The organism is Aureimonas mangrovi, from assembly GCF_014058705.1.
Classification (GTDB): Bacteria; Pseudomonadota; Alphaproteobacteria; order Rhizobiales; family Rhizobiaceae; genus Aureimonas; species Aureimonas mangrovi.
Genome location: NZ_CP059692.1, coordinates 2,636,397 through 2,655,555, shown reverse-complemented (window position 1 = coordinate 2,655,555; position 19,159 = coordinate 2,636,397). Strand labels below are relative to the sequence as shown.

Sequence of the window (19,159 nt, the reverse complement as noted above, 5' to 3'; positions counted from 1 at the left end):
TTCGCGCCGCCAACGCTCGCGCTTTGGCGCGTCGCGGCGCCGATGTCGCACCTGATCTCGCCGGCTTTGTGGACGAGCGGTGCTTGCGGTCTCGAATGCAAAGGGGAGCCGGCGCGCAGCCGTGCCGGCTCCCCTGTTGATAAGCTCTGGAAGAGCTGTGCGGAACGGCGCTTACTCTTCTTCGCCGATCTGCGGGGCCTCTTCGCGGCGGGGCTCTTCACCCTCGTCCTCGTCGAACATCGCGCCGCCGAGGTCCTCGGCGCGCAGCGCGTCCTCGTCGTAGCCGTAGATCGCGTCGGCCGAGGTCAGCGTCTCGCCCTGCGCCTGCCGCTCGGCCTCGTCCTGCGAACGGGCGACGTTGGCCGTGATCTCGATCGAGACCTCGGCGTGCAGCGCGATCGTGACCTTGTGCAGGCCGATGGACTTGATCGGCTGGTTGAGCTCGACCGCGTTGCGCGAGACCGAATAGCCCTCGGCCTTCAGAAGATCGGAGATGTCGCGGGCCGAGACCGAGCCGTAGAGCTGGCCGGTCTCGCCGGCCGAGCGCACGATAACGAAGGTCTTGCCGTCGAGCGTCTCGCCGATCTGGCTGGCTTCGCCCTTGCGCTCCTCGTTGCGCGCGACGAGCTGCGCCTTCTGGGCTTCGAACTTGGCCTGGTTGGCCTCGTTGGCGCGAAGCGCGCGGCCGGTCGGCAGGAGGTAGTTGCGGGCGTAGCCGTCGCGCACGCGCACGGTGTCGCCGAGACCGCCGAGGCGGGCGATGCGTTCGAGGAGGATGACGTCCATGATGGTTTTCCTTGCGTTCTGGAGTGTCAATTCGAGGATTGGGTGCCGACGCCCGGCCGGGCGGCCTTGAAGACGCCGTAGACGAGGAAGGCGAAGATCGGGAACGTCAGGACGACGATCGCGAAATAGACAGTGAAGAGGAGGAGGCCCCGTCCGCTTCGCCCGCGGGTGCGGTGATGGAAGGCGGCGAGGCCGACGAGGGTGAAGGCCGCGCCCAGCGCGCCGGCAAAGACCGCCGCGACGTTTCCGAGCGCACCCTCGAGGAAGGAGATGGCGAGCGCGACCGCAAAGATCGGCAGGGCGAGACGCGGCAGACCGGCCTGAGAGGGAATGTCGTCCTTCGGGCGCTGGAGCCGGCCGCTGAGCCGGGTGATCGCGGCCGCCAGATACAGCGATCCGCACAGAGTGAGCGTCAGGACAGCCGGCTGCACGAAGGGCACGATGGAGACCACCATGCGCGACAGGTCCTCGATCTGCGCATCGTCGATGTCGAGGCCCGCGCCCGCCTGCGCCGAGAGCGCTTCCTGCAGCATCGGCACGGCGCTCTCGGCGTCGTAGCCGATGAGCCAGCCCATCACGAGGCAGCCCGCGCTGGCCGAGAGCGCCGCGGCGAAGAGCACGCGGTCGAGCGGATACCAGTCCAGCGGGACGGGCGCCGGGCCGGTGAGGGGTGGGGTCGCCTGACGCTGCGGGTCATCGCTCGGGCGCGCGAGACCGCACAGATGGCCGATGAATGCGGCCGGGGCGCCGATGGTGGCGAGGATCATCAGGCCGCCGGCGGGGGTGCCGGTGATGCCCGCGATGACGCCGGCCGAGACGAGCGCGGCGGCGATGCCGGCGGCGCTGCCCCAGCCGAGGCTGGCGATCAGGATCGGAATGGGTGCCGCGAGCGAAAGGCCGAGCGCGGACACCGACTGCGTCACCAGTCCGGCGAACAGAAGGGCGCTGGCAAGGCCGGCAGCAAGGCCGACGAGGAGGGCTCGGGCGTTCATCTTATGTCGCTGTCCTGCGGATCGCAGTTAGGGGCGCGTGCCCCAACTCGGCTGATGGAAGTTCCCGGCGGGCGCCGAACGACGCCGGGAAGCGGGCGGCGTCTCCGCGACGCCGCCCGCTGAAGGCAGGTCCTACTTGAGGACGTAGGGCAGCAGACCGAGGAAGCGGGCGCGCTTGATCGCCTGGGCGAGGGCGCGCTGGTTCTTCTGGCTGACGGCCGTGATGCGCGACGGCACGATCTTGCCGCGCTCGGAAATGTAGCGCTGCAGGAGACGGACGTCCTTGTAGTCGATCTTCGGCGACTCACCGGACGCGAACGGATCGGACTTGCGCCGGCGATGGAACGGACGGCGGGTCGGGAGCTGTGCGATATCGACCATTTACGCGGCCTCCTCGGTGCGGGGACGGCGCGGACGGTCGTCGTCATCGCGGCGCGGACGGTCCTCGCGGTCGCGGCGCGGACGCTCGTCGTCGCGGCCACGGCGCGGACGGTCGTCGCGCTTCTGCATCATGGCCGACTGGCCCTCGTCGTGCTCCTCGACCTTGATGGTCATGTAGCGCAGGATGTCCTCGTTGAAGCGCATCTGGCGCTCCATCTCCTGGACAGCCGCCGCCGGAGCGTCGATGTTCATGAGGGTGTAGTGGGCCTTCCGGTTCTTCTTGATCCGGTAGGTGAGGGTCTTCAGACCCCAGTTCTCGACCTTGCCGACGGTGCCGCCATTGGCCTCGAGAATGCCGCGGAGACTCTCCACGAGCTGCTCGACCTGCTGGCCGCTGATGTCCTGTCGTGCAAGAAAGACGTGTTCGTAGAGCGCCATGAGCGTTCTGGCCTTTCCGTTTGCGTTTCGGTTCGCGATGCCAGGGCCCCGGCGGCTAAGCCTCTGCGACTCTCCGAATAAAGCCCGAAGGCGAACGGGAAAGGCGCGTCATAGAGACGGTCGAGAGCGGGAACACGGGAAGCAGGAGAGGAGAACCCCTCCGCGCGCACCGGCAAGCCGGCACGCCTTCCGTTCAGCCCCCGGCCGGGACAACGGCATTGACGGGCGGTGCCATATCCCATCCGCTGCGGCGGCGCAACCATAGCGGCTTCCATGGGCCGGTAAACTTGACACTGCCCGGCCATGCACCCATTCACCCCGCCAACGATAGGAACGGGAGCCGCAATGTCGTTCGCTTTGATCTTTCCGGGCCAGGGTAGCCAGTCCGTCGGCATGGGCCGCGCGCTGGCCGAAGCCTTTCCCGAGGCGAAAGCCGTCTTCGACGAGGTCGACGAGGCGCTGGGCGAGAAGCTGTCGGCGACGATGTTCGACGGCCCCGAGGAGACGCTGACCCTTACGGCCAACGCCCAGCCGGCGCTGATGGCCGTCTCGCTCGCCGCCCTGCGCGCAATGGAAGCGCGCGGCTTCGACGTCGCGAAGGCGCAGTATGTCGCGGGCCACTCGCTCGGCGAATATTCCGCGCTCGCCGCCGCCCGTGCGTTGACGATCACGGAGACGGCGCGTCTCCTGCGCATCCGCGGCGAGGCGATGCAGGCGGCGGTCCCGGCCGGGCGCGGCGCGATGGCCGCGATCATCGGCCTCGAGGCCGAGCCGCTGGCCGCCATCTGCGAGAAGGCCCGCGAAGGCGAGGTCTGCCAGATCGCCAACGACAACGGCGGCGGCCAGCTCGTGATCTCCGGTGACAAGGCGGCGGTGGAGCGCGCGATGGCGCTGGCAAGCGAGGCAGGTGCCAGGCGCGCCATCGCGCTGCCGGTCTCCGCGCCCTTCCACTGCGCCCTGATGCAGCCGGCGGCGGCGCGCATGGCGGAGGCGCTGGCCGAGGCGAAGATCGCGGCGCCCGTCGTGCCACTCGTCGCCAACGTCCTGGCGCGCCCGATCACCGATCCGCACGAGATCCGCACGCGCCTCGTCGAGCAGGTGACGGGGCAGGTGCGCTGGCGCGAATCGATGGGCTGGCTCGCCGAGGAGGGCATCACGACGCTTCTCGAGATCGGCAGCGGCAAGGTGCTGACGGGTCTGGCGAAGCGCATCGACAAGCGCCTTGCGGCCCATAGCGTCGGCGCGCCCGCAGACATCGACGCCGCGCTCGAAGCAGCAGTCTGAACCCTTTCCCGAACACAGGATAAAGACACCATGTTCGACCTTTCCGGCCGCAAGGCCCTCGTCACCGGCGCCTCCGGCGGCATCGGCGAGGCGATCGCCCGCACGCTCCACGGTGTGGGAGCGACCGTCGGCCTCCACGGCACGCGCCGCGAGAAACTGGAGGAGCTCGCCGCCTCCCTCGGCGAGCGCGCTGTCGTGCTGCCCGCCGACCTTTCGGACCGCGACGGCCAGAAGGGCCTCGGCGAGGCGGCCGAAGCCGCGCTCGAGGGCGTCGACATCCTCGTCAACAACGCCGGCATCACCCGTGACGGGCTGTTCGTGCGCATGTCGGACGAGGACTGGGACGCGGTGCTGGAGGTGAACCTCACGGCCGCCTTCCGCCTGACCCGCCAGCTCACGCACCCGATGATGCGGCGCCGCTACGGGCGCATCGTGAACATCACCTCCATCGTCGGCGTCACCGGCAATCCGGGGCAGGCGAACTATTGCGCGGCCAAGGCCGGCATGATCGGCATGTCGAAGTCGCTCGCGCAGGAGATCGCCTCGCGCGGCGTGACGGTGAACTGCATCGCACCCGGCTTCATCCGCTCGGCCATGACCGACAAGCTGAACGAGAAGCAGCAGGACGCGATCATGGGCCAGATCCCCATGAAGCGCATGGGCGAATCGGACGAGATCGCGGCCGCCGCCCTGTTCCTTGCCTCGCAGGAGGCCGCCTACGTCACGGGGCAGACGATCCACGTCAACGGCGGCATGGCGATGATCTGATCGGCTTGGCCGATCACGATACGGCCGGGCCTCGTCCGGCCGTCTTTTAGGTGTGGGGTGCCCGGCGGGCGCCCTCGCGGCGCGGGTCTAACGCTTGATTAACGAGCGCCCGGCGTCTAACGAAAGCGGCGAAAGCCATCTCAATAGAGGACTGAACATGAGCGACATCGCCGAACGGGTGAAGAAGATCGTCGTCGAACATCTGGGCGTCGAGCAGGAGAAGGTGACGGAGAACGCCAGCTTCATCGACGACCTTGGCGCCGACAGTCTCGATACCGTCGAACTCGTGATGGCCTTCGAGGAAGAGTTCGGCGTCGAGATCCCCGACGATGCTGCCGAGACCATCCTCACGGTCGGCGACGCGGTGAAGTTCATCGAGAAGAACCAGGCCTGACGCTTCGAGTGCGGATCTGTCCGCTGAAGCGGAAGGGAGTTGAATGAGACGAGTCGTCATTACGGGAATCGGCATGGTCAGCCCCTTGGGCGCCACGGCCGACATCAACTGGAAGCGTCTGCTTGAAGGAAAGAGCGGCATTTCCGGCATCGATGGCTTCGAGGTCTCCGATCTCCCTTGTCGTATCGGCGGGCAGATTCCGCGCGGCGACGGCTCCGACGGCACCTTCAATCCCGACCAGTGGATGGAGCCCAAGGAGCAGCGCAAGGTCGATGACTTCATCACCTACGCCGTCGCCGCTGCCGCCGAGGCGCTCGACGATGCCGACTGGCATCCCGAGACCTACGAGGATCAGACCGCCACGGGCGTTCTGATCGGCTCGGGCATCGGCGGCCTGCAGGGTATCGAGAGAACGTCCCTGATCCTTGCCGAAAAGGGGCCGCGCCGCATCAGCCCCTTCTTCATTCCCGGATCGCTGATCAACCTGGCCTCGGGCCACGTCTCGATCCGCAACGGGCTGAAGGGTCCGAACCATTCGGTCGTGACCGCCTGTTCCACAGGCGCGCACGCCATCGGTGACGCCATGCGCCTGATCGCGCTCGGCGATGCGGACGTCATGGTCGCGGGCGGTGCCGAATCGCCGGTCTGCCGCCTGGCGCTCGCGGGCTTTGCCGCCTGCCGCGCGCTTTCCACCGGTTACAACGACGACCCAACCGCCGCTTCGCGCCCTTATGACAAGGGCCGCGACGGCTTCGTCATGGGCGAGGGCGCCGGCATCGTCGTTCTCGAGGAATACGAGCACGCCGTGGCGCGCGGCGCGCGCATCTACGCCGAGATCATCGGCTACGGCCTCTCGGGCGACGCGTACCACATCACGGCACCGGCAGAGGATGGCGACGGTGCCTATCGCTGCATGAGCGCGGCTCTCAAACGCGCCGGCATCGACGCCTCGCAGATCGACTACGTCAACGCCCACGGTACCTCGACGCCGCTCGGCGACGAGATCGAGCTGCGCGCCATCGAGCGCCTTCTCGGCGATGCGGCCCCCGGCGTCTCGATGTCGTCCACCAAGTCGGCCATCGGCCACCTGCTCGGCGCCGCCGGCGCGGTGGAGGCGATCTTCTCCGCCCTCGCGATCCGCGACAACGTCGCGCCGCCCACGCTCAATCTCGACGATCCGTCCGTCGAGACGAAGATCGACCTCGTGCCACACAAGAAGCGCGAGAAGCAGATCGATGTCGCCCTGTCGAACTCCTTCGGCTTCGGCGGCACCAACGCCTCGCTGGTCTTGCGGCGCGTCTGAACCTTTCGGGAGGCAGGCGTGATTGCGCCGGCTTCCCGCCTTTCGCCACAAAGCAGTGATGCTTCGGCGTCCGGGGTATCGCGGCGCGCCGGCGGGCGTGCTGCCCGTTCATCGACGTGAGGGACAAGCGTGGCCGACAGTTATCATCCGGCGGAAACGCGGCGAGGCTTCTTTTCCCGCCGCCCGAAGCAGCGCCGCCGCTCGAACGGTGCGCGCAACAGCCTCGTCATCTTCCTCTCCTTCTGCTTCACGATGGCGCTGATCGCCGTCGTGGTCGGCGGCGTCGCGCTCTATTGGGGCAAGGGCGAGTACGAGCGCGCCGGACCGCTGCAGGCGGAAGCCGTGTTCCTTGTGCCGCGCGGAAGCGGGCTGCAGAACATCTCGACGGGCCTCGAGGCCGAGGGCATCATTTCCAGCGCCGAACTGTTCCAGGCGGCCGCGCGCGTCTCGGGCGCTGCCGGAGACCTGAAGGCCGGCGAATACGAGTTCGAGCCGGGTGCTTCCATGCGCTCCGTGATGGAGGCGATCCGCGATGGCCGCTCGGTGCAGCACGCCGTGGCCATGCCGGAAGGCTGGACGGTGGACCGCGTCTGGGAACGCATCGAAGGCAACGAGGCGCTCACGGGCGAGATGCCGGAAAAGGTTGCCGAGGGTGCGCTCCTGCCGGACACCTACACCTTCACGCGGGGTGAGACGCGCGCCAGCATCGTCGCGCGCATGGTCGAGGCGCAGAGGGCGCTCGTGCAGGAAATCTGGGACGGTCGCGACGAGGGGCTGCCGATCGACACGATCGAGGAATTCGTCACACTCGCCTCGATCGTGGAGCGCGAGACGGGCGTTGCCGCCGAACGCCCGCACGTTGCCTCGGTCTTCATCAACCGGCTGCGCCAGGGCATGCGTCTTCAGTCGGACCCGACCTTCATCTACGGAATCTGGGGTGGAGCGGGTAAGCCGCCGGAGGAGCCTCTGCGTCGCTCGCACATCGAATCCGACACACCCTACAACACCTATCGCATCAACGGCCTGCCGCCGGGCCCGATCGCCAATCCCGGCCGCGCGGCGCTGGAGGCGGTGGCCCATCCGCTCGAGACCGACGATCTCTACTTCGTCGCGGACGGCACCGGCGGTCATGCCTTCGCCCGCACGCTGGAGGAGCACAACGCCAATGTCCGCGCCTATCGCGCGCTGATGGCCGAGCGCGCCGCAGCCCCGCCGGATGTCGCCGCCGAGGCCGAAGAGGACGCGACCCTCGTCGAGTAGGACGCGGCCCAAGGGAGGGGCGATGCCCGTCACGAGCATGACGGGCTTTGCCCGATGGGAAGGCGTGACGGGCGCGACGCGCGTCGTCTGGGAACTGCGATCGGTCAACGGCGAGGGCTTCGACCTGCGGCTGCGTCTGCCGCCCGGCTTCGAGGCGCTGGAACCGGAGCTGAAGCGGCGCGTCTCAGGCTTCACGCGCGGGAACGTGCAGGGTGCGCTCCAGATAACGACCGAAAACGAGGCGCCCGAACTCGTCGTCAACGAGGCGCTTCTGGCGCGGATCGTCGCGATCGCGGGCGACCTCGTCAGCAGGGGCCATGCGACACCGCCGACGGCGGACGGACTTCTCGCGCTGCGCGGCGTGATCGAGCCGCGCGGTGCCACCGCTGCGGCCGACTGGCGCCAGCATCCGTCCGAGGCGATCATTTCCGGTTTCGAGGTGGCGGCCGAAAGGCTTCTCGAAGCGCGGCAAGAGGAGGGCGCGGCGATCGGCGCGGTGCTCCTCTCGCGCCTCGGCGAGATCGACGCGCTGATCGAACGGGCCGAGGCTGATCCATCCCGAACGCCCGGCGCGATCGCGGCCAGACTGCGGGGTCAGGTCGAGATGCTTCTGTCGGCCGATGCGGAACTCGACCCGGCGCGTCTGGCGCAGGAGGCGGCGCTCATCGCCACGCGCGCCGATATCCGGGAGGAGATCGACCGCCTGCGTGCCCATGTGGAGGCGGCACGCGCGCTGCTGGCGGCGGGTGGGCCGGTGGGGCGACGGCTCGATTTCCTGTCGCAGGAATTCCATCGCGAATCGAACACGATTTGTTCTAAATCGAACGCAGCTTCCCTGACTGTCGTCGGGCTGGAGCTCAAGCTGGTCGTCGACCAGTTCCGGGAACAGGTTCAAAACGTCGAATGAGGCCGATCATCGATACCGAATCGCCGCTGCCGATCGCTCGCCGCGGCCTCATGCTGGTCATTTCCTCGCCATCCGGCGCGGGGAAGTCGACGATCGCGCGCAATCTCCTCGAGCTAGACTCGCGCTTCTCGCTGTCCGTCAGCGTGACGACGCGCAAGCGGCGCGCGAGCGAGATCGACGGAGTGCACTACCACTTCATCAGCCGCGAGGAGTTCGAACGCCTTCGCGCGGGCGATGCGCTGCTGGAATGGGCCGAGGTACACGGCAATCTCTACGGTACACCGCGCGAGGCGGCCGAAAGGGCCATGCGCGAAGGCCGCGACATGCTCTTTGACATCGACTGGCAGGGTGCGCGCCAGCTCGTCGAGCAAGCCAAGAGCGACGTCGTGTCCATCTTCATCCTGCCGCCTTCCATGGCGGAACTGAAGGCGCGCCTTCTGCGCCGCGCCGAGGATTCGGGCGAGACGATCGCAACGCGCCTGAAGAACGCCAGCATCGAGATCGAGCGTTGGCGCGACTACGAGTATGTCGTGGTGAACGACGATCTCGACCGCGCCTTCTCGGCGGTCCTGTCGATCGTCAATGCCGAACGGCTGCGCCGCGACCGACGCCCCGGCCTCTTCGATTTCACCACCAAGCTTCTGGAGGAAGCCGAGAAGGGCTGAGGGCCCTATTCGCTGTTTTCCCGACGGTGCGCTATTCCAGCGCGTTGGCGAGCGCGGCGAACTCGGCGACCGACAGCGTCTCGGCGCGACGCTGCGGATCGATCTCCGCGCGCGCGAGCAGCGCCTCACCGCCAATGGCCTTGAGGCTCTGGCGGAGCATCTTGCGCCGCTGGCCGAAGGCTGCGGCCGTCACCTTCTCCATGGCGTGAAGCGAAGCCGGGAGAGGCTCTTCGCGCGGCGTCAGGCGCACGATGGCGGACGTGACCTTCGGCGGCGGCGTGAAGGCCTCGCGCGAGACGTCGAACAGGATCTCGGCGTGCGTGCGCCAACCGCACAGGACGCCGAGCCGGCCATAGTGATTGTCGCCGGGGCCGGCGACGATGCGCTGCGCGACCTCCTTCTGGAACATCAGCACCAGTTCGCTCCAGCGCGGCGGCCATTCGGGCACCGCGACGAGATCGAGAAGGATCTGTGTGCCGACATTGTAGGGAAGATTGGCGACCACCGCGAACGGCCCGGCCGCGATTGCGGCGAAATCGACCTTCAACGCGTCGCCCTCGACGACCTCGAGCCGGCCCGGATATCGCGCGGCGATGGCGTGAAGCGCCGGCAGGCAGCGCGGATCCTTCTCCACCGCCACGACGCGCTGGGCGCCGTGTGCCAGCAGCGCGCGCGTCAGTCCGCCGGGGCCGGGGCCGATCTCGACGACGGTCTCGATGGTCGCAAGCGAGGCCTGCCGGGCGATGCGGCCGGTGAGGTTGAGGTCGAGCAGGAAATTCTGACCGAGCGCCTTTTTCGGGTCGAGCCCGTGCTCGGCGAGGACGGCGCGCAGCGGCGGCAGATCGTCCATCGTCAGGCGGCGGGCCCGCGTTCGATACCGGCCATGCGCGCGGCGAGCGCGAGCGCGGCGATGAAGCTCTGCGGGCGCGCCTTGCCCGTGCCGGCGATGTCTGCCGCCGTGCCGTGATCGGGTGAGGTTCGGATCAGCGGCAGGCCCAGCGTCACGTTCACCGTCTCGTCGAAGGCGAGCGTCTTGGCCGGGATCAGCGCCTGGTCGTGATACATGCACAGCGCCACGTCGTAGCGCGCGCGGGCCTGCGGGTGGAACATCGTGTCGGCGGGCAGGGGGCCGACGATGTCGAGGCCCTCGGCCTTCAGCGCGGCGACGGCCGGCGCGATCACCGCCTCGTCCTCGCGCCCGAGCGCTCCGCGCTCGCCGGCGTGCGGGTTGAGACCGGAAACGGCGATGCGAGGGCTCTTGAGGCCGAAGCGGCGCTTGAGATCGGTAGCGACGATGCGCGCGGTTTCCTCGATCAGTTCGCGCGTCAGAAGCGCCGGCACCTCGGCGAGCGGAACGTGGATCGTCACCGGCACGCAGGAGAGGTCCGGCCCGGTCAGGAGCATCACGGGGGTGAAGGTTCGGCCTTCGGCCTTCGCGCACAGGTCCGCGAGATACTCGGTGTGGCCGGGATGGGCGAAGCCCGCGTCGTAGAGCGCCTTCTTGTCGATCGGGCAGGTGACGACGGCCGATGCTTCGCCGTCACGCGCAAGGCGCACGGCGCGGTCGATCGCCTCGATCGTGCCGAAGGCGTTGGCCGGGTCGATGCGGCCGGGTTCCTCGGAATGGCCGTTGACGAGCGGCAGCACCGGAAGGACTTCGGCGAAGAGGGCGGTCGCTTCGGACGCCATGCCGACGGTGCGGAATTCGACGGACAAACCGAGACGGTCGGCACGCGCGGCCAGCATCGCCGGATCGGCGAGCACGACGAAGGGCGGCAGCGCGAGTGCAGCGCGGTCGTTGAAACTCGACAGGATAATGTCCGGCCCGACGCCGGATGGCTCGCCGACCGTGACGGCGAGCGGCTTTTCGGCGGCGGCGCTCATCGACGGATGATCGTCGCCCGCTCCTTGAGCTGGTTCAGGAAGGCGATGTCAGGCTCGCTGTTGTTCAGGGCCTCGAGGTCGCGCGCCTCAAGGACGAGCGTCGCCGAGCGGTCGTCCGAAACGGTGCGAGCATCGCAGATGCCGATGAACTCGACGCCGCGCTCGGTCGCCTGCGCGCGGGTGGTGCGCCCGGGCTGGAGCGAGACGATGTCGTCCTTCCAGTTGGGTGGCAGTTCGGGCTCGGTGACGCGGCCGAGATCACGCACCGTCACGTCCCGCAGCCCTTGTGCGTACTGATAGGTCGCCGGGCAGGTGGTGAAGCGTTGGCGCAGGGCGTTGGCCTCCTGCATCCGGCGGTCGAGCGCGCGCGAGCGCTCGGCGGCCGGTACCACAAGGATCACCTGCTGCAGCGTGTATTCCGTGGTGCTCGGCTTGTCGCCGCCCTGCTGAAGCATCCTCTGAACGGCGTCCTGCTCGCTCAGGCGCTCCGTCTGGCGGACATTGGCCTGCACGGCCTGGCCCCACCCCATCTGCGTGCGGATGTAGTCCTTGAAGCCGTCCTGCGAGAAACCGGCCTGCGAAAGGAGCTGGTTGAGCTGGGCCGGCTGCATCCGGTTCTGCTGGGCGAAATTGGCGAAGGCATCATCCACCGCCGAATCCGGAATGTTGATCCCGCGCCGCCGGATTTCCTGCTTCTTCACCGTCTCGTCGATCAGCTCGTTCAACGCCGCCTCGTTCGAGGCAGGGGCCCGGCGCAGCCGCAGGAAAGCGGCGCGCTGCTGGATCTGATAGCTGGTGATCGCCTCGCGGTTCACGACCGCGCGGATCTCGGACTGCTGGGCGACGGCCGGCACGCTGGTCGCCGCCACGGCAGCGGCGGCGGCACCGGCCATGAGCATCACGGCGAGAGCCGATCGGGCGAGGGGGCGTCCTGCGAACATCGTCTGGCAATCTCCCATCGAAAGCACCGCAGGCGCGGCGGCATGCGCACGGATAGCGCGCGCCTTTGGCGAAACAATGATGGCTTGTAGATCGCCTGCCGCCGCGAGGAAACCCCCGCGTGCGCTCATCCTTTCGCGAGCTATCCCAATGGCCGAGAAACGCAGCCTCAGAACCGGTCTTCGTCGCCGTCGACGTCGAAGGAGTATTCGGCCTCGGCCAGGGTGCGCAGCGAAAGGCGGAAAAGCACCTGCGATTCAGCGGACTCGAGCTGATAGCGATCGTTCGTCATGCGATATTCGGCGAGCAGCGAGAAGCATTCGTCCGCATAGCCGACGCCGAAGGATCTGGAGATCACCGACGAATTCTCGATGTCGTAGCCGATCGAGCCGAAGGTCACGATCTCGTCGGTCACGCGGAACGAGGCGTTGGCCGAAACCTGCTGGCGATCCTCTGCGAAGCCGTAGGTCGGCTGATCGGCGATCTGCGAGTAGGTGAGCGATGAGGCGAGGCGGCCGAAATTGGCGGACGCGGAGACGTCAGCGCGCTCCATGTCGAGGCTCTCCTCGTCGAAGCGGCTCTGGACGGCAAGCGAGACGCCGACCGGCAGGGTCAGGCCGACCGAGGCGACATAGTCGGAGCGGTCGCTCTCCAGGCCCGAATCATAGCCGACGAGGGCGAGGTCCTGCTGCTCGAACGGGTTTTCGCCGAACAGGTGGAAGGACTGACCGACAGCCGCGTCGATCTGGTAGCCCGTGCCCATCACGCCCGAATACTGGACGCCGACATTGGCGCGCGTGCCACCCTCGATCCGGTCGTAGCCGGAGAACCTGTCGTGCGCGAAAAGGTTGGTCGTGTTGAAGACGAGGCTCTGGGCATCCTCGTTGGGCAGCATGCCGGCGTCCATCTCGTCGGGGCGCACGAGAAGCTGGGCGATCGGCTCGATGACGTGGGAGGAATTCGCCGTCTCGATCAGCCACGGATAGCGCGCCTCGATGGCGGCCGTCGCCATGCCGCGCGCACCCGTCTCGCTGATGTCTACGCCACCAAGGGCATTGGGCGTGCCCGCCAGATAGGGATCCGTGCTCATGTCGGCGGTGTAGAGGTCGCCGCGCGTCGAGAGCGAAGGCGTCAGCACGAGGCCCTGTTCCGTGGTGAAAGACGTCCGCCAGCTCGCCTCGGCGGTGGCACGCGTGTAGTCGCCCTCCATCCCGCGGTAACGGAAGACATCGTCGCGGAACGGAAAGCCGAGGCTCCCGTTGCAGGCTCCGTCGATGATGAAGCCTTCCCGGCAGACGAGGATGCCTGAGGGAGAGGTCTCGTCGCGGCGCAGGCTGGCGACGTTGACGTCGAATTCGACCTCGCCGCCCATAACCGGGCTCTCGGAGATGTACTCGTAGTCGAGCGAGGGCAGCGCCCAGGGCTGCAGTTCCTCGGTGAAGGTGTTGATCGACTGCACGTCGAACTTCTGGGCGCGCAGGTCGAAGAAGCTCTTGTCGCCGAGGCCCGTCAGATAGATTTCTGAGGTGCGGTAGACATCGTCGAAATTGGCGATCTCGTAGACGTTGGAGAAGTTCGGGTCGCTCTGGGCGAGGATGTCCCAGCCGAAGGTCCAGCGCTCGTTCAGCGCGAAGCGGCCGGTGGTGCCGATCATGCCGCGGTCGCCCGGCGTCACGTCGAACTCGGGCGGGTTGACGCCGTCGGCGCGGAAGTCGTTGAAATCGCCGGGATTGTCCTGCGAGATGCCGGCGACCTGCAGCGTGAAGTAGCCGCTCTGGAAGGCCTGCCGGTACTCGGCCTCGCCGAGGAAACCCTGATTGGAATAGTAGGTCCCGGCGACCGTCAGGTCCTTGTCTTCCGAGATCGCCCAGAAATACGGCACCCGCACGCCCGTGCCCGTCTCGTCTGACTGGCGGATCTCGGGCATCAGGAAGCCGCTCTGGCGCTGCGCCTGGGAATCGGGCGTGGCGAAATAGGGCAGGTAGGCCAACGGCAGGCCGAAGAGCTCGAAGCGCGCGCCGTAATAGCGCACGACCTCGTCTCCCTGGTCCCAGACGATGCGCTTGGCTTTCACCTGCCACAAAGGCGGGCGGTCCGGCCGTTCCGCGCAAGCCTCGCACGCGGTGTAGACGCCGCGTTCGAAGGTGGTGACCTCGCCTTCGCGGCGCACGGCCTGCGAGGCCGCGAAGCGGGTGTTCTCGGGCGTCTCGATCCGAAGGGCGGTGATGAACCCGTCGGCGAAGTCGTCGGTGATGTCGACGGCGTCGGAGTAGATGCGGTTGCCGCCGGGCTCGATCAGCTCGACGTCGCCGCGTGCGAGGAGACGGCGTGTGTTCTGGTCGTAGACCACCTCGCGCGCGACGAGCTGGTAGTCGCCATAGTCGATCTGCACGCCGCCGGCGGCGGTGACGACCGAGCGCTCGCTGTCATAGGTGACGGTGTCTGCCTCGAGGAAGAGCTGCGTGCCCTCCGGAACCGAGACGTTCGACCCCAGGCCGCCGACGGACGGCTGCGCCAAGGCGTTCCCTCCGGCCGCGAGCGCAAAAAGCGCCACGCCGGTGAGAAGAGCCAGCCTTGCGAAAGGCCGCTGGGCGACCATCGCGCGGCTCGAGATCCCCCTCGGCCCCATACTATCCGTCCTCTTGATGGAGCAGGATCGTCGTCCCCAACAATCCTGCCGCCACGACCGGGAACCAGGCCGCCAAGACAGCCGGTGCCAGTGCATTCGATCCCAGCGCCTGCGCCAGGAAGTTGACCACGTAAAGCACGAAGCCGGCCGCGATGCCAAGGACGATCGTGGGGCCGGACTGACCGATGCGTGCATAACGCACGGCCACTGTTGCAGCCACGAGCACCATCGCCGCGAAAAGCGCCGGCATGGCGATCAATGTGTGAAATCTCATTGCGAAGGCGTCCGCGTCGTATCCGAGGCTGCGCGCGGCGCGAATCTTTTCCCCGAGCTGCCAGATGGAGATCGTCTGCGGATCGGCGATGCGCTCCTCGACATATTCGGGCAGGAGCTCGGTCGGCAGGCGGATTTCTTCTCGCGGCTCGGGCGGATAGCCGATGCGCGTGACGGTCGCGTCGTCGATCTCCCACGCGCCATCGACGAGCCGAGCGCCGCGTGCGTCGATGCGCTCGGAGACATTGCCGTCCGCATCGAAGATGAAGGCGGCGACGCCGCCCAGCGCCCGGCCGCCATCCGCGACGGCGCGAGCGCCGATGATTGAGCGCACGCCTTCCGCATCCTGCCGCAGCCAGGGCGGACGGTCGTCGCTGACGCTCAGTTCACCCCCGCCCACGAGCGTCTCGATCCGAGCCGAATTGGCCTGTGCCAGAGAGGCGAGCGGGTTGTAGGCGGTGACGGCGAGAAGGCCCAGCATCGTCGCCCCGAACAGGAAGGGGGCGAGTATCTGCCAGATCGAGACGCCCGAGGCGCGCGCCACGGTCAGCTCCATGCGCCGGTTGAGCGTGAGGAGGGTGAAGATGGAGGCGAAGAGGACGATGAAGGGAAACGCCTGCTCGACGAAGGAGGGCACCCGCAGGGCCGAGATCATCGCGAGGGTGGAGAAGGGGATGTCCTCGAAGCGCCCGCGCCGGCTGAGCTCGATGAGGTCAATGAGGTAGGCGAGCGCGAACACCATCGCGAGCGTCGACAGGAAGCTCGCGATGAAGCGGCGCAGGAAATAGAACTGGAGCGTGCGTCTCATGAGCGCTCCGCGCGAAGGCGCGCTCCCTGTCCTGGTACGAGCCGGCGCAGGGCGGCGCCGATGGCCGAGAAGAAGCGCCCGAGCGCCCGCACGAGGCGTGTCTGAAGCACGTCGATATTGAAGGCGTAGAGCGCGGCGCTCAGCGCGATCGAGGCGGCTGGCACCAGATAGGCGACGATGGCGAGGCGCATGTCCGCCTCGATAAGCGACAGCGCGACGAAGCCGAGCGCCTTCAGAACGAGCGCGCCACCGAGCGCGATGAGCATCGCCGGGCTCGACTGCTGGCGGTTGGTGCGCGCGTGGCCCGCCACGACGACGGCCCAGAAGGCGAAGGCGATGGGATAGAGCCAGTCGGTGCGCCGCGCCGTCAGCTCTTCCGTGAAGCCGGCCGGGTTGCGCTGCCAGACGGGGTCGCTCGGATCGGGGTTCAGGAGGCTGGCCGTCGAGCGTTCGGCCATGCGCGTCCAGTCGCCGCTCGTGGTCGGGCGCAGGCTGGACAGGTCGAAGGCGTAGGCCTGGAACTCGATCACCGAGACCGCGCCGTTGGAGCGCGTGCGGCGGTGGAGCTGGCCGTTCTGGAGGATGAGGTAGGATTCCGCTCCGCGCTCGAGGATCTGCGCTTCGCGGGCGAAATAGTTGAGATCCACCGTCTCGTCGCGGGAATCAGCGAGGAACAGCCCTGTCAGGCGCGAGCCACGAGCCTCGTCGATGCTGATGACGAGCCCGTCCTGGATCTGCGCGAAGCGGCCGGGGCGCAGGAAGAGGGTGATGGCGTCCGCGTTGATCGTGCGCAGCCCGTTCTGGAAGGCGGTGGAGGCCGCCGGGCCGACGACGTGCGAGTTGAAGAGCACGACCAGCCCCGCGAGCATGCCAAGAAGCATGATCGGGTTGGAAACTGTCAGCCGCCCGGCGCCCGAAGCGTCGATGACCGCGCGCTCCGAATCCGCGTTGAGCGCGTTCAGCGCCTGAACGCAGCCGATCAGGATGGCGAAGGGCACGACGCCGGCCGCAAGGTCCGGCATCAGCATCAGCGCGATCCAGAGAAAATCGCCCGCCGCCGAGGCGGTCGTGCGCACGATGTCGATGCGTTGCAGGACCTGCACGATCCAGACCACCGTCACCAGCGAGGCGAGCGAGGCCAGGCTGAACAGGAGGGCACGGCCGAAGATGTAACGTTCCAGAAGCGTCATCGACCGTCCGAAGGATCCGCGGGGGCCGCGACGACGGCCTGATCGGGGCCGATCACCCGCGACGGCTGGGTGGCGAACATAGAGTGAGTGAGCTTGGCTAAAGAAGGGCGAAGAAACAGGGTTAACGCGGGGTTGCGGTCGACACTGCCTTGCAAAGCCCGCCGACGGGGACAAGATAGGCGGTGATCGCGCCGGTGCCAGCCGCCGGCCTTCCCGCAAATGCCTTCAATCCACATCCGGAGCAGTCATGGCCGCCAAACCCTCCGTCACCTTCTCGCCGCTCGATGAAGCCGGCGAGGGGACGCTCGTCCTCCTGGCGGGCGCCGAAGGAGCCTTGCCCGGCGGCCTGAACGAGGCGACCGCGTCGCTCGCGCGCCGCGCCGCGTCCGTCGGCAAGTTCAAGGGCAAGAGCCTCTCCACGGTGGAGGCCACCACGCCGGAGGGCGAGACGAACGACCGTGTGCTCGTGATCGGCACCAAGGGCGACGCCGCTCCCACGGGCGAAGATTGGCTGAAGATCGGCGGCGTCGCGGCCGGCAAGACGTCAGGCTCCAAGGCCGTGACGATCCGCTGCGAGACGCCGGACGGCCCGCTGTCGGCGCAGGATGCCGCCCAGGTCGCGCTCGGCGCGGTGCTGCGTGCGTACAAGTTCGATCGCTACAAGAGTGGCAAGGGCGAAAAGGCCGCCGAGGAGAAGGAGAAGGAGGAGGCGCCGTCCTCGATCGTGCTCGCCGTGTCCGACCCGCAGGCCGCGACCGCCGCCTACGAGATCGCGGCAGCTGTCGGCGAGGGGGTGGTGCTGGCGCGCGATCTCGTCAACGAGCCGGCGAACATCCTGACCACCACCGAATATGCGAGCCGCATCGAGGCTCTCGCGGAGCACGGGCTCGAGGTCGAGATTCTAGACGAGGCCGCGATGCGCGACCTGAAGATGCACGCGCTCCTCGGCGTCGCTCAGGGCTCGCCGATGCCGCCGCGCCTTTGCATCATGCGCTGGAACGGCGGCACGAAGGGCGAGGCGCCCGTCGCCTTCGTCGGCAAGGGCGTCATCTTCGATACCGGCGGCATCTCGATCAAGCCGGCCGCCGGAATGGAAGACATGAAGGGCGACATGGGCGGCTCGGCCGCCGTCGTCGGCCTGATGCGCGCGCTCGCCGGACGCAAGGCGAAGGTCAACGCCATCGGCGTCGTCGGGCTCGTGGAGAACGCGGTGGACGGCAACGCCCAGCGGCCGGGCGACATCGTGACGGCGATGTCCGGCACCACGATCGAGGTCCTGAACACCGACGCGGAAGGCCGCCTCGTCCTCGCCGATGCGCTCTGGTACACGCAGGACCGTTTCAAGCCGAAGTTCATGGTGAACCTCGCCACGCTGACGGGCGCGATCATCGTCGCGCTCGGCAACCATCATGCGGGCCTGTTCTCCAACGACGATGAACTGTCGCAGCGCCTGACGGCGGCGGGCCTCGCGACAGGCGAGAAGGTCTGGCGGATGCCGCTGGGCAAGGAATACGACAAGATGATCGAGGGCAAGTTCGCCGACATCCGCAACATCGGCGGCGGGCGCGCGGCGGGCTCCATCACCGCCGCGCAGTTCCTGCAGCGGTTCGTCAACGACGTGCCCTGGGCCCATCTCGACGTTGCCGGTACGGCGATGGGCTCGCCCGCGAGCGAGTACAACCAGTCCTGGGCCTCGGGCTTCGGCGTGCGCCTGCTCGACCGCCTGATCGCCGACCATTACGAGGCGAAGTAGCCGGGCCAATGACGGAAGTCCTCTTCTACCACCTCACCGAGAGCCGGATGGAAGAGGCGCTTCCAGATCTTCTGGAGCGCTCGATCGCGCGTGGCTGGCGCGTCGTGGTGCAGACCGCGACGGAGGAGCGCCGCGACGCGCTCGATGCTCATCTGTGGTCCTACAAGGACGACAGCTTCCTGCCGCACGGCACCGATGTCGGCGGCAGCGGGGCGCTCCAGCCCATTCTCCTGACCGTCGAACCGGAAGCACGGGCGAACGACCCGGCCGTGCGCTTCATGGTGGAGGGCGCCGTGCCCGCGACGCTTGAAGGCTACGAGCGCGGCGTCTACCTCTTCGACGGGCACGACCCGGACCAGCTTGCCTCGGCGCGCGAGCGCTGGAAGGCCGAGAAGGCCGCCGGCCACGCGATCACCTACTGGCAGCAGAGCGAGGACCGGCGCTGGATCAAGAAGGCCTGACGCGCCGTCCGGTCACGCTATGCGCGGCTCTCGGATCGCGCAGA

Annotated in this window: 19 protein-coding genes; 9 read left to right on the top strand and 10 right to left on the bottom strand. The window is 67.9% G+C overall.

Features of this window, described 5'->3' with window-relative positions:
* Positions 1-171 precede the first annotated feature (171 nt).
* From rplI to rpsF, 4 genes are all read right to left on the bottom strand, one after another.
* Entirely contained in the window at positions 172-786 is a 615-nt protein-coding gene (gene rplI / locus H1343_RS12810) for a 50S ribosomal protein L9 (protein WP_185983264.1), read from the bottom strand.
* 26 nt (positions 787-812) lie between these two features.
* The gene (locus H1343_RS12805) at positions 813-1,778 is read right to left on the bottom strand and encodes a hypothetical protein (protein WP_185983263.1); all 966 of its coding nucleotides are present in this window, start codon (positions 1,776-1,778) and stop codon (positions 813-815) included.
* Positions 1,779-1,910: 132 nt separating this feature from the next.
* Entirely contained in the window at positions 1,911-2,159 is a 249-nt protein-coding gene (gene rpsR, locus H1343_RS12800) for a 30S ribosomal protein S18 (protein WP_062011642.1), read from the bottom strand.
* Positions 2,160-2,597 carry a 30S ribosomal protein S6 gene (rpsF, locus tag H1343_RS12795; protein WP_185983262.1) on the bottom strand — a complete coding sequence of 146 codons (438 nt, stop codon included), beginning with the start codon at positions 2,595-2,597 and terminating at the stop codon, positions 2,160-2,162.
* A 345-nt stretch (positions 2,598-2,942) separates the two neighbouring features.
* On the opposite strand from rpsF, the gene fabD reads away from it, so the two are divergent.
* The 7 genes from fabD to gmk all read left to right on the top strand — a co-directional run bounded on the left by fabD (position 2,943) and on the right by gmk (position 9,178).
* Complete coding sequence (gene fabD / locus H1343_RS12790; RefSeq protein ID WP_185983261.1) at positions 2,943-3,881, top strand: ACP S-malonyltransferase; 939 nt, start codon at positions 2,943-2,945, stop codon at positions 3,879-3,881.
* A gap of 30 nt (positions 3,882-3,911) precedes the next feature.
* On the top strand, positions 3,912-4,649 hold the full coding sequence (gene fabG, locus H1343_RS12785) for a 3-oxoacyl-[acyl-carrier-protein] reductase (protein WP_185983260.1): 738 nt from the start codon (positions 3,912-3,914) through the stop codon (positions 4,647-4,649).
* Positions 4,650-4,806: 157 nt separating this feature from the next.
* A complete protein-coding gene (locus H1343_RS12780) occupies positions 4,807-5,043 on the top strand; it encodes an acyl carrier protein (RefSeq protein ID WP_185983259.1) in 237 nt (78 codons plus the stop codon).
* Positions 5,044-5,086: 43 nt separating this feature from the next.
* Positions 5,087-6,346 carry a beta-ketoacyl-ACP synthase II gene (gene fabF / locus H1343_RS12775; protein ID WP_185983258.1) on the top strand — a complete coding sequence of 420 codons (1,260 nt, stop codon included), beginning with the start codon at positions 5,087-5,089 and terminating at the stop codon, positions 6,344-6,346.
* A 129-nt stretch (positions 6,347-6,475) separates the two neighbouring features.
* Complete coding sequence (mltG, locus tag H1343_RS12770) at positions 6,476-7,606, top strand: endolytic transglycosylase MltG (RefSeq protein ID WP_246333044.1); 1,131 nt, start codon at positions 6,476-6,478, stop codon at positions 7,604-7,606.
* 22 nt (positions 7,607-7,628) lie between these two features.
* Positions 7,629-8,513: a YicC/YloC family endoribonuclease gene (locus tag H1343_RS12765; protein ID WP_185983257.1), complete on the top strand. Its 885-nt coding sequence runs from the start codon at positions 7,629-7,631 to the stop codon at positions 8,511-8,513.
* The gene (gene gmk, locus H1343_RS12760) at positions 8,510-9,178 is read left to right on the top strand and encodes a guanylate kinase (RefSeq protein ID WP_185983256.1); all 669 of its coding nucleotides are present in this window, start codon (positions 8,510-8,512) and stop codon (positions 9,176-9,178) included. The genes H1343_RS12765 and gmk overlap by 4 nt, the downstream gene beginning before the upstream one ends.
* A 31-nt stretch (positions 9,179-9,209) precedes the next feature.
* Here the strand turns inward: gmk and rsmA are convergent, their stop codons facing one another.
* The 6 genes from rsmA to H1343_RS12730 all read right to left on the bottom strand — a co-directional run bounded on the left by rsmA (position 9,210) and on the right by H1343_RS12730 (position 16,901).
* Positions 9,210-10,028 (bottom strand): 16S rRNA (adenine(1518)-N(6)/adenine(1519)-N(6))-dimethyltransferase RsmA, encoded by an 819-nt coding sequence (rsmA, locus tag H1343_RS12755; protein WP_185983255.1) that lies wholly within the window; start codon positions 10,026-10,028, stop codon positions 9,210-9,212.
* Between the two features lie 2 nt (positions 10,029-10,030).
* Positions 10,031-11,062 carry a 4-hydroxythreonine-4-phosphate dehydrogenase PdxA gene (pdxA, locus tag H1343_RS12750; RefSeq protein ID WP_185983254.1) on the bottom strand — a complete coding sequence of 344 codons (1,032 nt, stop codon included), beginning with the start codon at positions 11,060-11,062 and terminating at the stop codon, positions 10,031-10,033.
* Positions 11,059-12,003, bottom strand: coding sequence for a SurA N-terminal domain-containing protein (locus H1343_RS12745; protein WP_185983253.1), 945 nt, complete (start codon positions 12,001-12,003; stop codon positions 11,059-11,061). The genes pdxA and H1343_RS12745 overlap by 4 nt, the downstream gene beginning before the upstream one ends.
* A gap of 167 nt (positions 12,004-12,170) precedes the next feature.
* Positions 12,171-14,630 (bottom strand): LPS-assembly protein LptD, encoded by a 2,460-nt coding sequence (locus tag H1343_RS12740; RefSeq protein WP_246333042.1) that lies wholly within the window; start codon positions 14,628-14,630, stop codon positions 12,171-12,173.
* A gap of 1 nt (position 14,631) precedes the next feature.
* Positions 14,632-15,711, bottom strand: a complete 1,080-nt coding sequence (gene lptG, locus H1343_RS12735; RefSeq protein WP_185983252.1) for an LPS export ABC transporter permease LptG — start codon at positions 15,709-15,711, stop codon at positions 14,632-14,634.
* Entirely contained in the window at positions 15,708-16,901 is a 1,194-nt protein-coding gene (locus H1343_RS12730) for an LptF/LptG family permease (RefSeq protein WP_185983251.1), read from the bottom strand. The genes lptG and H1343_RS12730 overlap by 4 nt, the downstream gene beginning before the upstream one ends.
* 247 nt (positions 16,902-17,148) lie before the next feature.
* On the opposite strand from H1343_RS12730, the gene H1343_RS12725 reads away from it, so the two are divergent.
* Together H1343_RS12725 and H1343_RS12720 are read left to right on the top strand one after the other, a co-directional pair.
* Positions 17,149-18,654 carry a leucyl aminopeptidase gene (locus tag H1343_RS12725; protein ID WP_185983250.1) on the top strand — a complete coding sequence of 502 codons (1,506 nt, stop codon included), beginning with the start codon at positions 17,149-17,151 and terminating at the stop codon, positions 18,652-18,654.
* Positions 18,655-18,662: 8 nt separating this feature from the next.
* The gene (locus H1343_RS12720; protein WP_185983249.1) at positions 18,663-19,115 is read left to right on the top strand and encodes a DNA polymerase III subunit chi; all 453 of its coding nucleotides are present in this window, start codon (positions 18,663-18,665) and stop codon (positions 19,113-19,115) included.
* Positions 19,116-19,159: the final 44 nt, after the last annotated feature.

Coding starts and splice junctions, on each gene's coding strand:
- rplI (WP_185983264.1), bottom strand. CDS start 786: ATGGACGTCATCCTCCTCGAACGCATCGCCCGCCTCGGCGGTCTCGGC.
- H1343_RS12805 (WP_185983263.1), bottom strand. CDS start 1,778: ATGAACGCCCGAGCCCTCCTCGTCGGCCTTGCTGCCGGCCTTGCCAGC.
- rpsR (WP_062011642.1), bottom strand. CDS start 2,159: ATGGTCGATATCGCACAGCTCCCGACCCGCCGTCCGTTCCATCGCCGG.
- rpsF (WP_185983262.1), bottom strand. CDS start 2,597: ATGGCGCTCTACGAACACGTCTTTCTTGCACGACAGGACATCAGCGGC.
- fabD (WP_185983261.1), top strand. CDS start 2,943: ATGTCGTTCGCTTTGATCTTTCCGGGCCAGGGTAGCCAGTCCGTCGGC.
- fabG (WP_185983260.1), top strand. CDS start 3,912: ATGTTCGACCTTTCCGGCCGCAAGGCCCTCGTCACCGGCGCCTCCGGC.
- H1343_RS12780 (WP_185983259.1), top strand. CDS start 4,807: ATGAGCGACATCGCCGAACGGGTGAAGAAGATCGTCGTCGAACATCTG.
- fabF (WP_185983258.1), top strand. CDS start 5,087: ATGAGACGAGTCGTCATTACGGGAATCGGCATGGTCAGCCCCTTGGGC.
- H1343_RS12765 (WP_185983257.1), top strand. CDS start 7,629: ATGCCCGTCACGAGCATGACGGGCTTTGCCCGATGGGAAGGCGTGACG.
- gmk (WP_185983256.1), top strand. CDS start 8,510: ATGAGGCCGATCATCGATACCGAATCGCCGCTGCCGATCGCTCGCCGC.
- rsmA (WP_185983255.1), bottom strand. CDS start 10,028: ATGGACGATCTGCCGCCGCTGCGCGCCGTCCTCGCCGAGCACGGGCTC.
- pdxA (WP_185983254.1), bottom strand. CDS start 11,062: ATGAGCGCCGCCGCCGAAAAGCCGCTCGCCGTCACGGTCGGCGAGCCA.
- H1343_RS12745 (WP_185983253.1), bottom strand. CDS start 12,003: ATGTTCGCAGGACGCCCCCTCGCCCGATCGGCTCTCGCCGTGATGCTC.
- H1343_RS12740 (WP_246333042.1), bottom strand. CDS start 14,630: ATGGGGCCGAGGGGGATCTCGAGCCGCGCGATGGTCGCCCAGCGGCCT.
- lptG (WP_185983252.1), bottom strand. CDS start 15,711: ATGAGACGCACGCTCCAGTTCTATTTCCTGCGCCGCTTCATCGCGAGC.
- H1343_RS12730 (WP_185983251.1), bottom strand. CDS start 16,901: ATGACGCTTCTGGAACGTTACATCTTCGGCCGTGCCCTCCTGTTCAGC.
- H1343_RS12725 (WP_185983250.1), top strand. CDS start 17,149: ATGGCCGCCAAACCCTCCGTCACCTTCTCGCCGCTCGATGAAGCCGGC.
- H1343_RS12720 (WP_185983249.1), top strand. CDS start 18,663: ATGACGGAAGTCCTCTTCTACCACCTCACCGAGAGCCGGATGGAAGAG.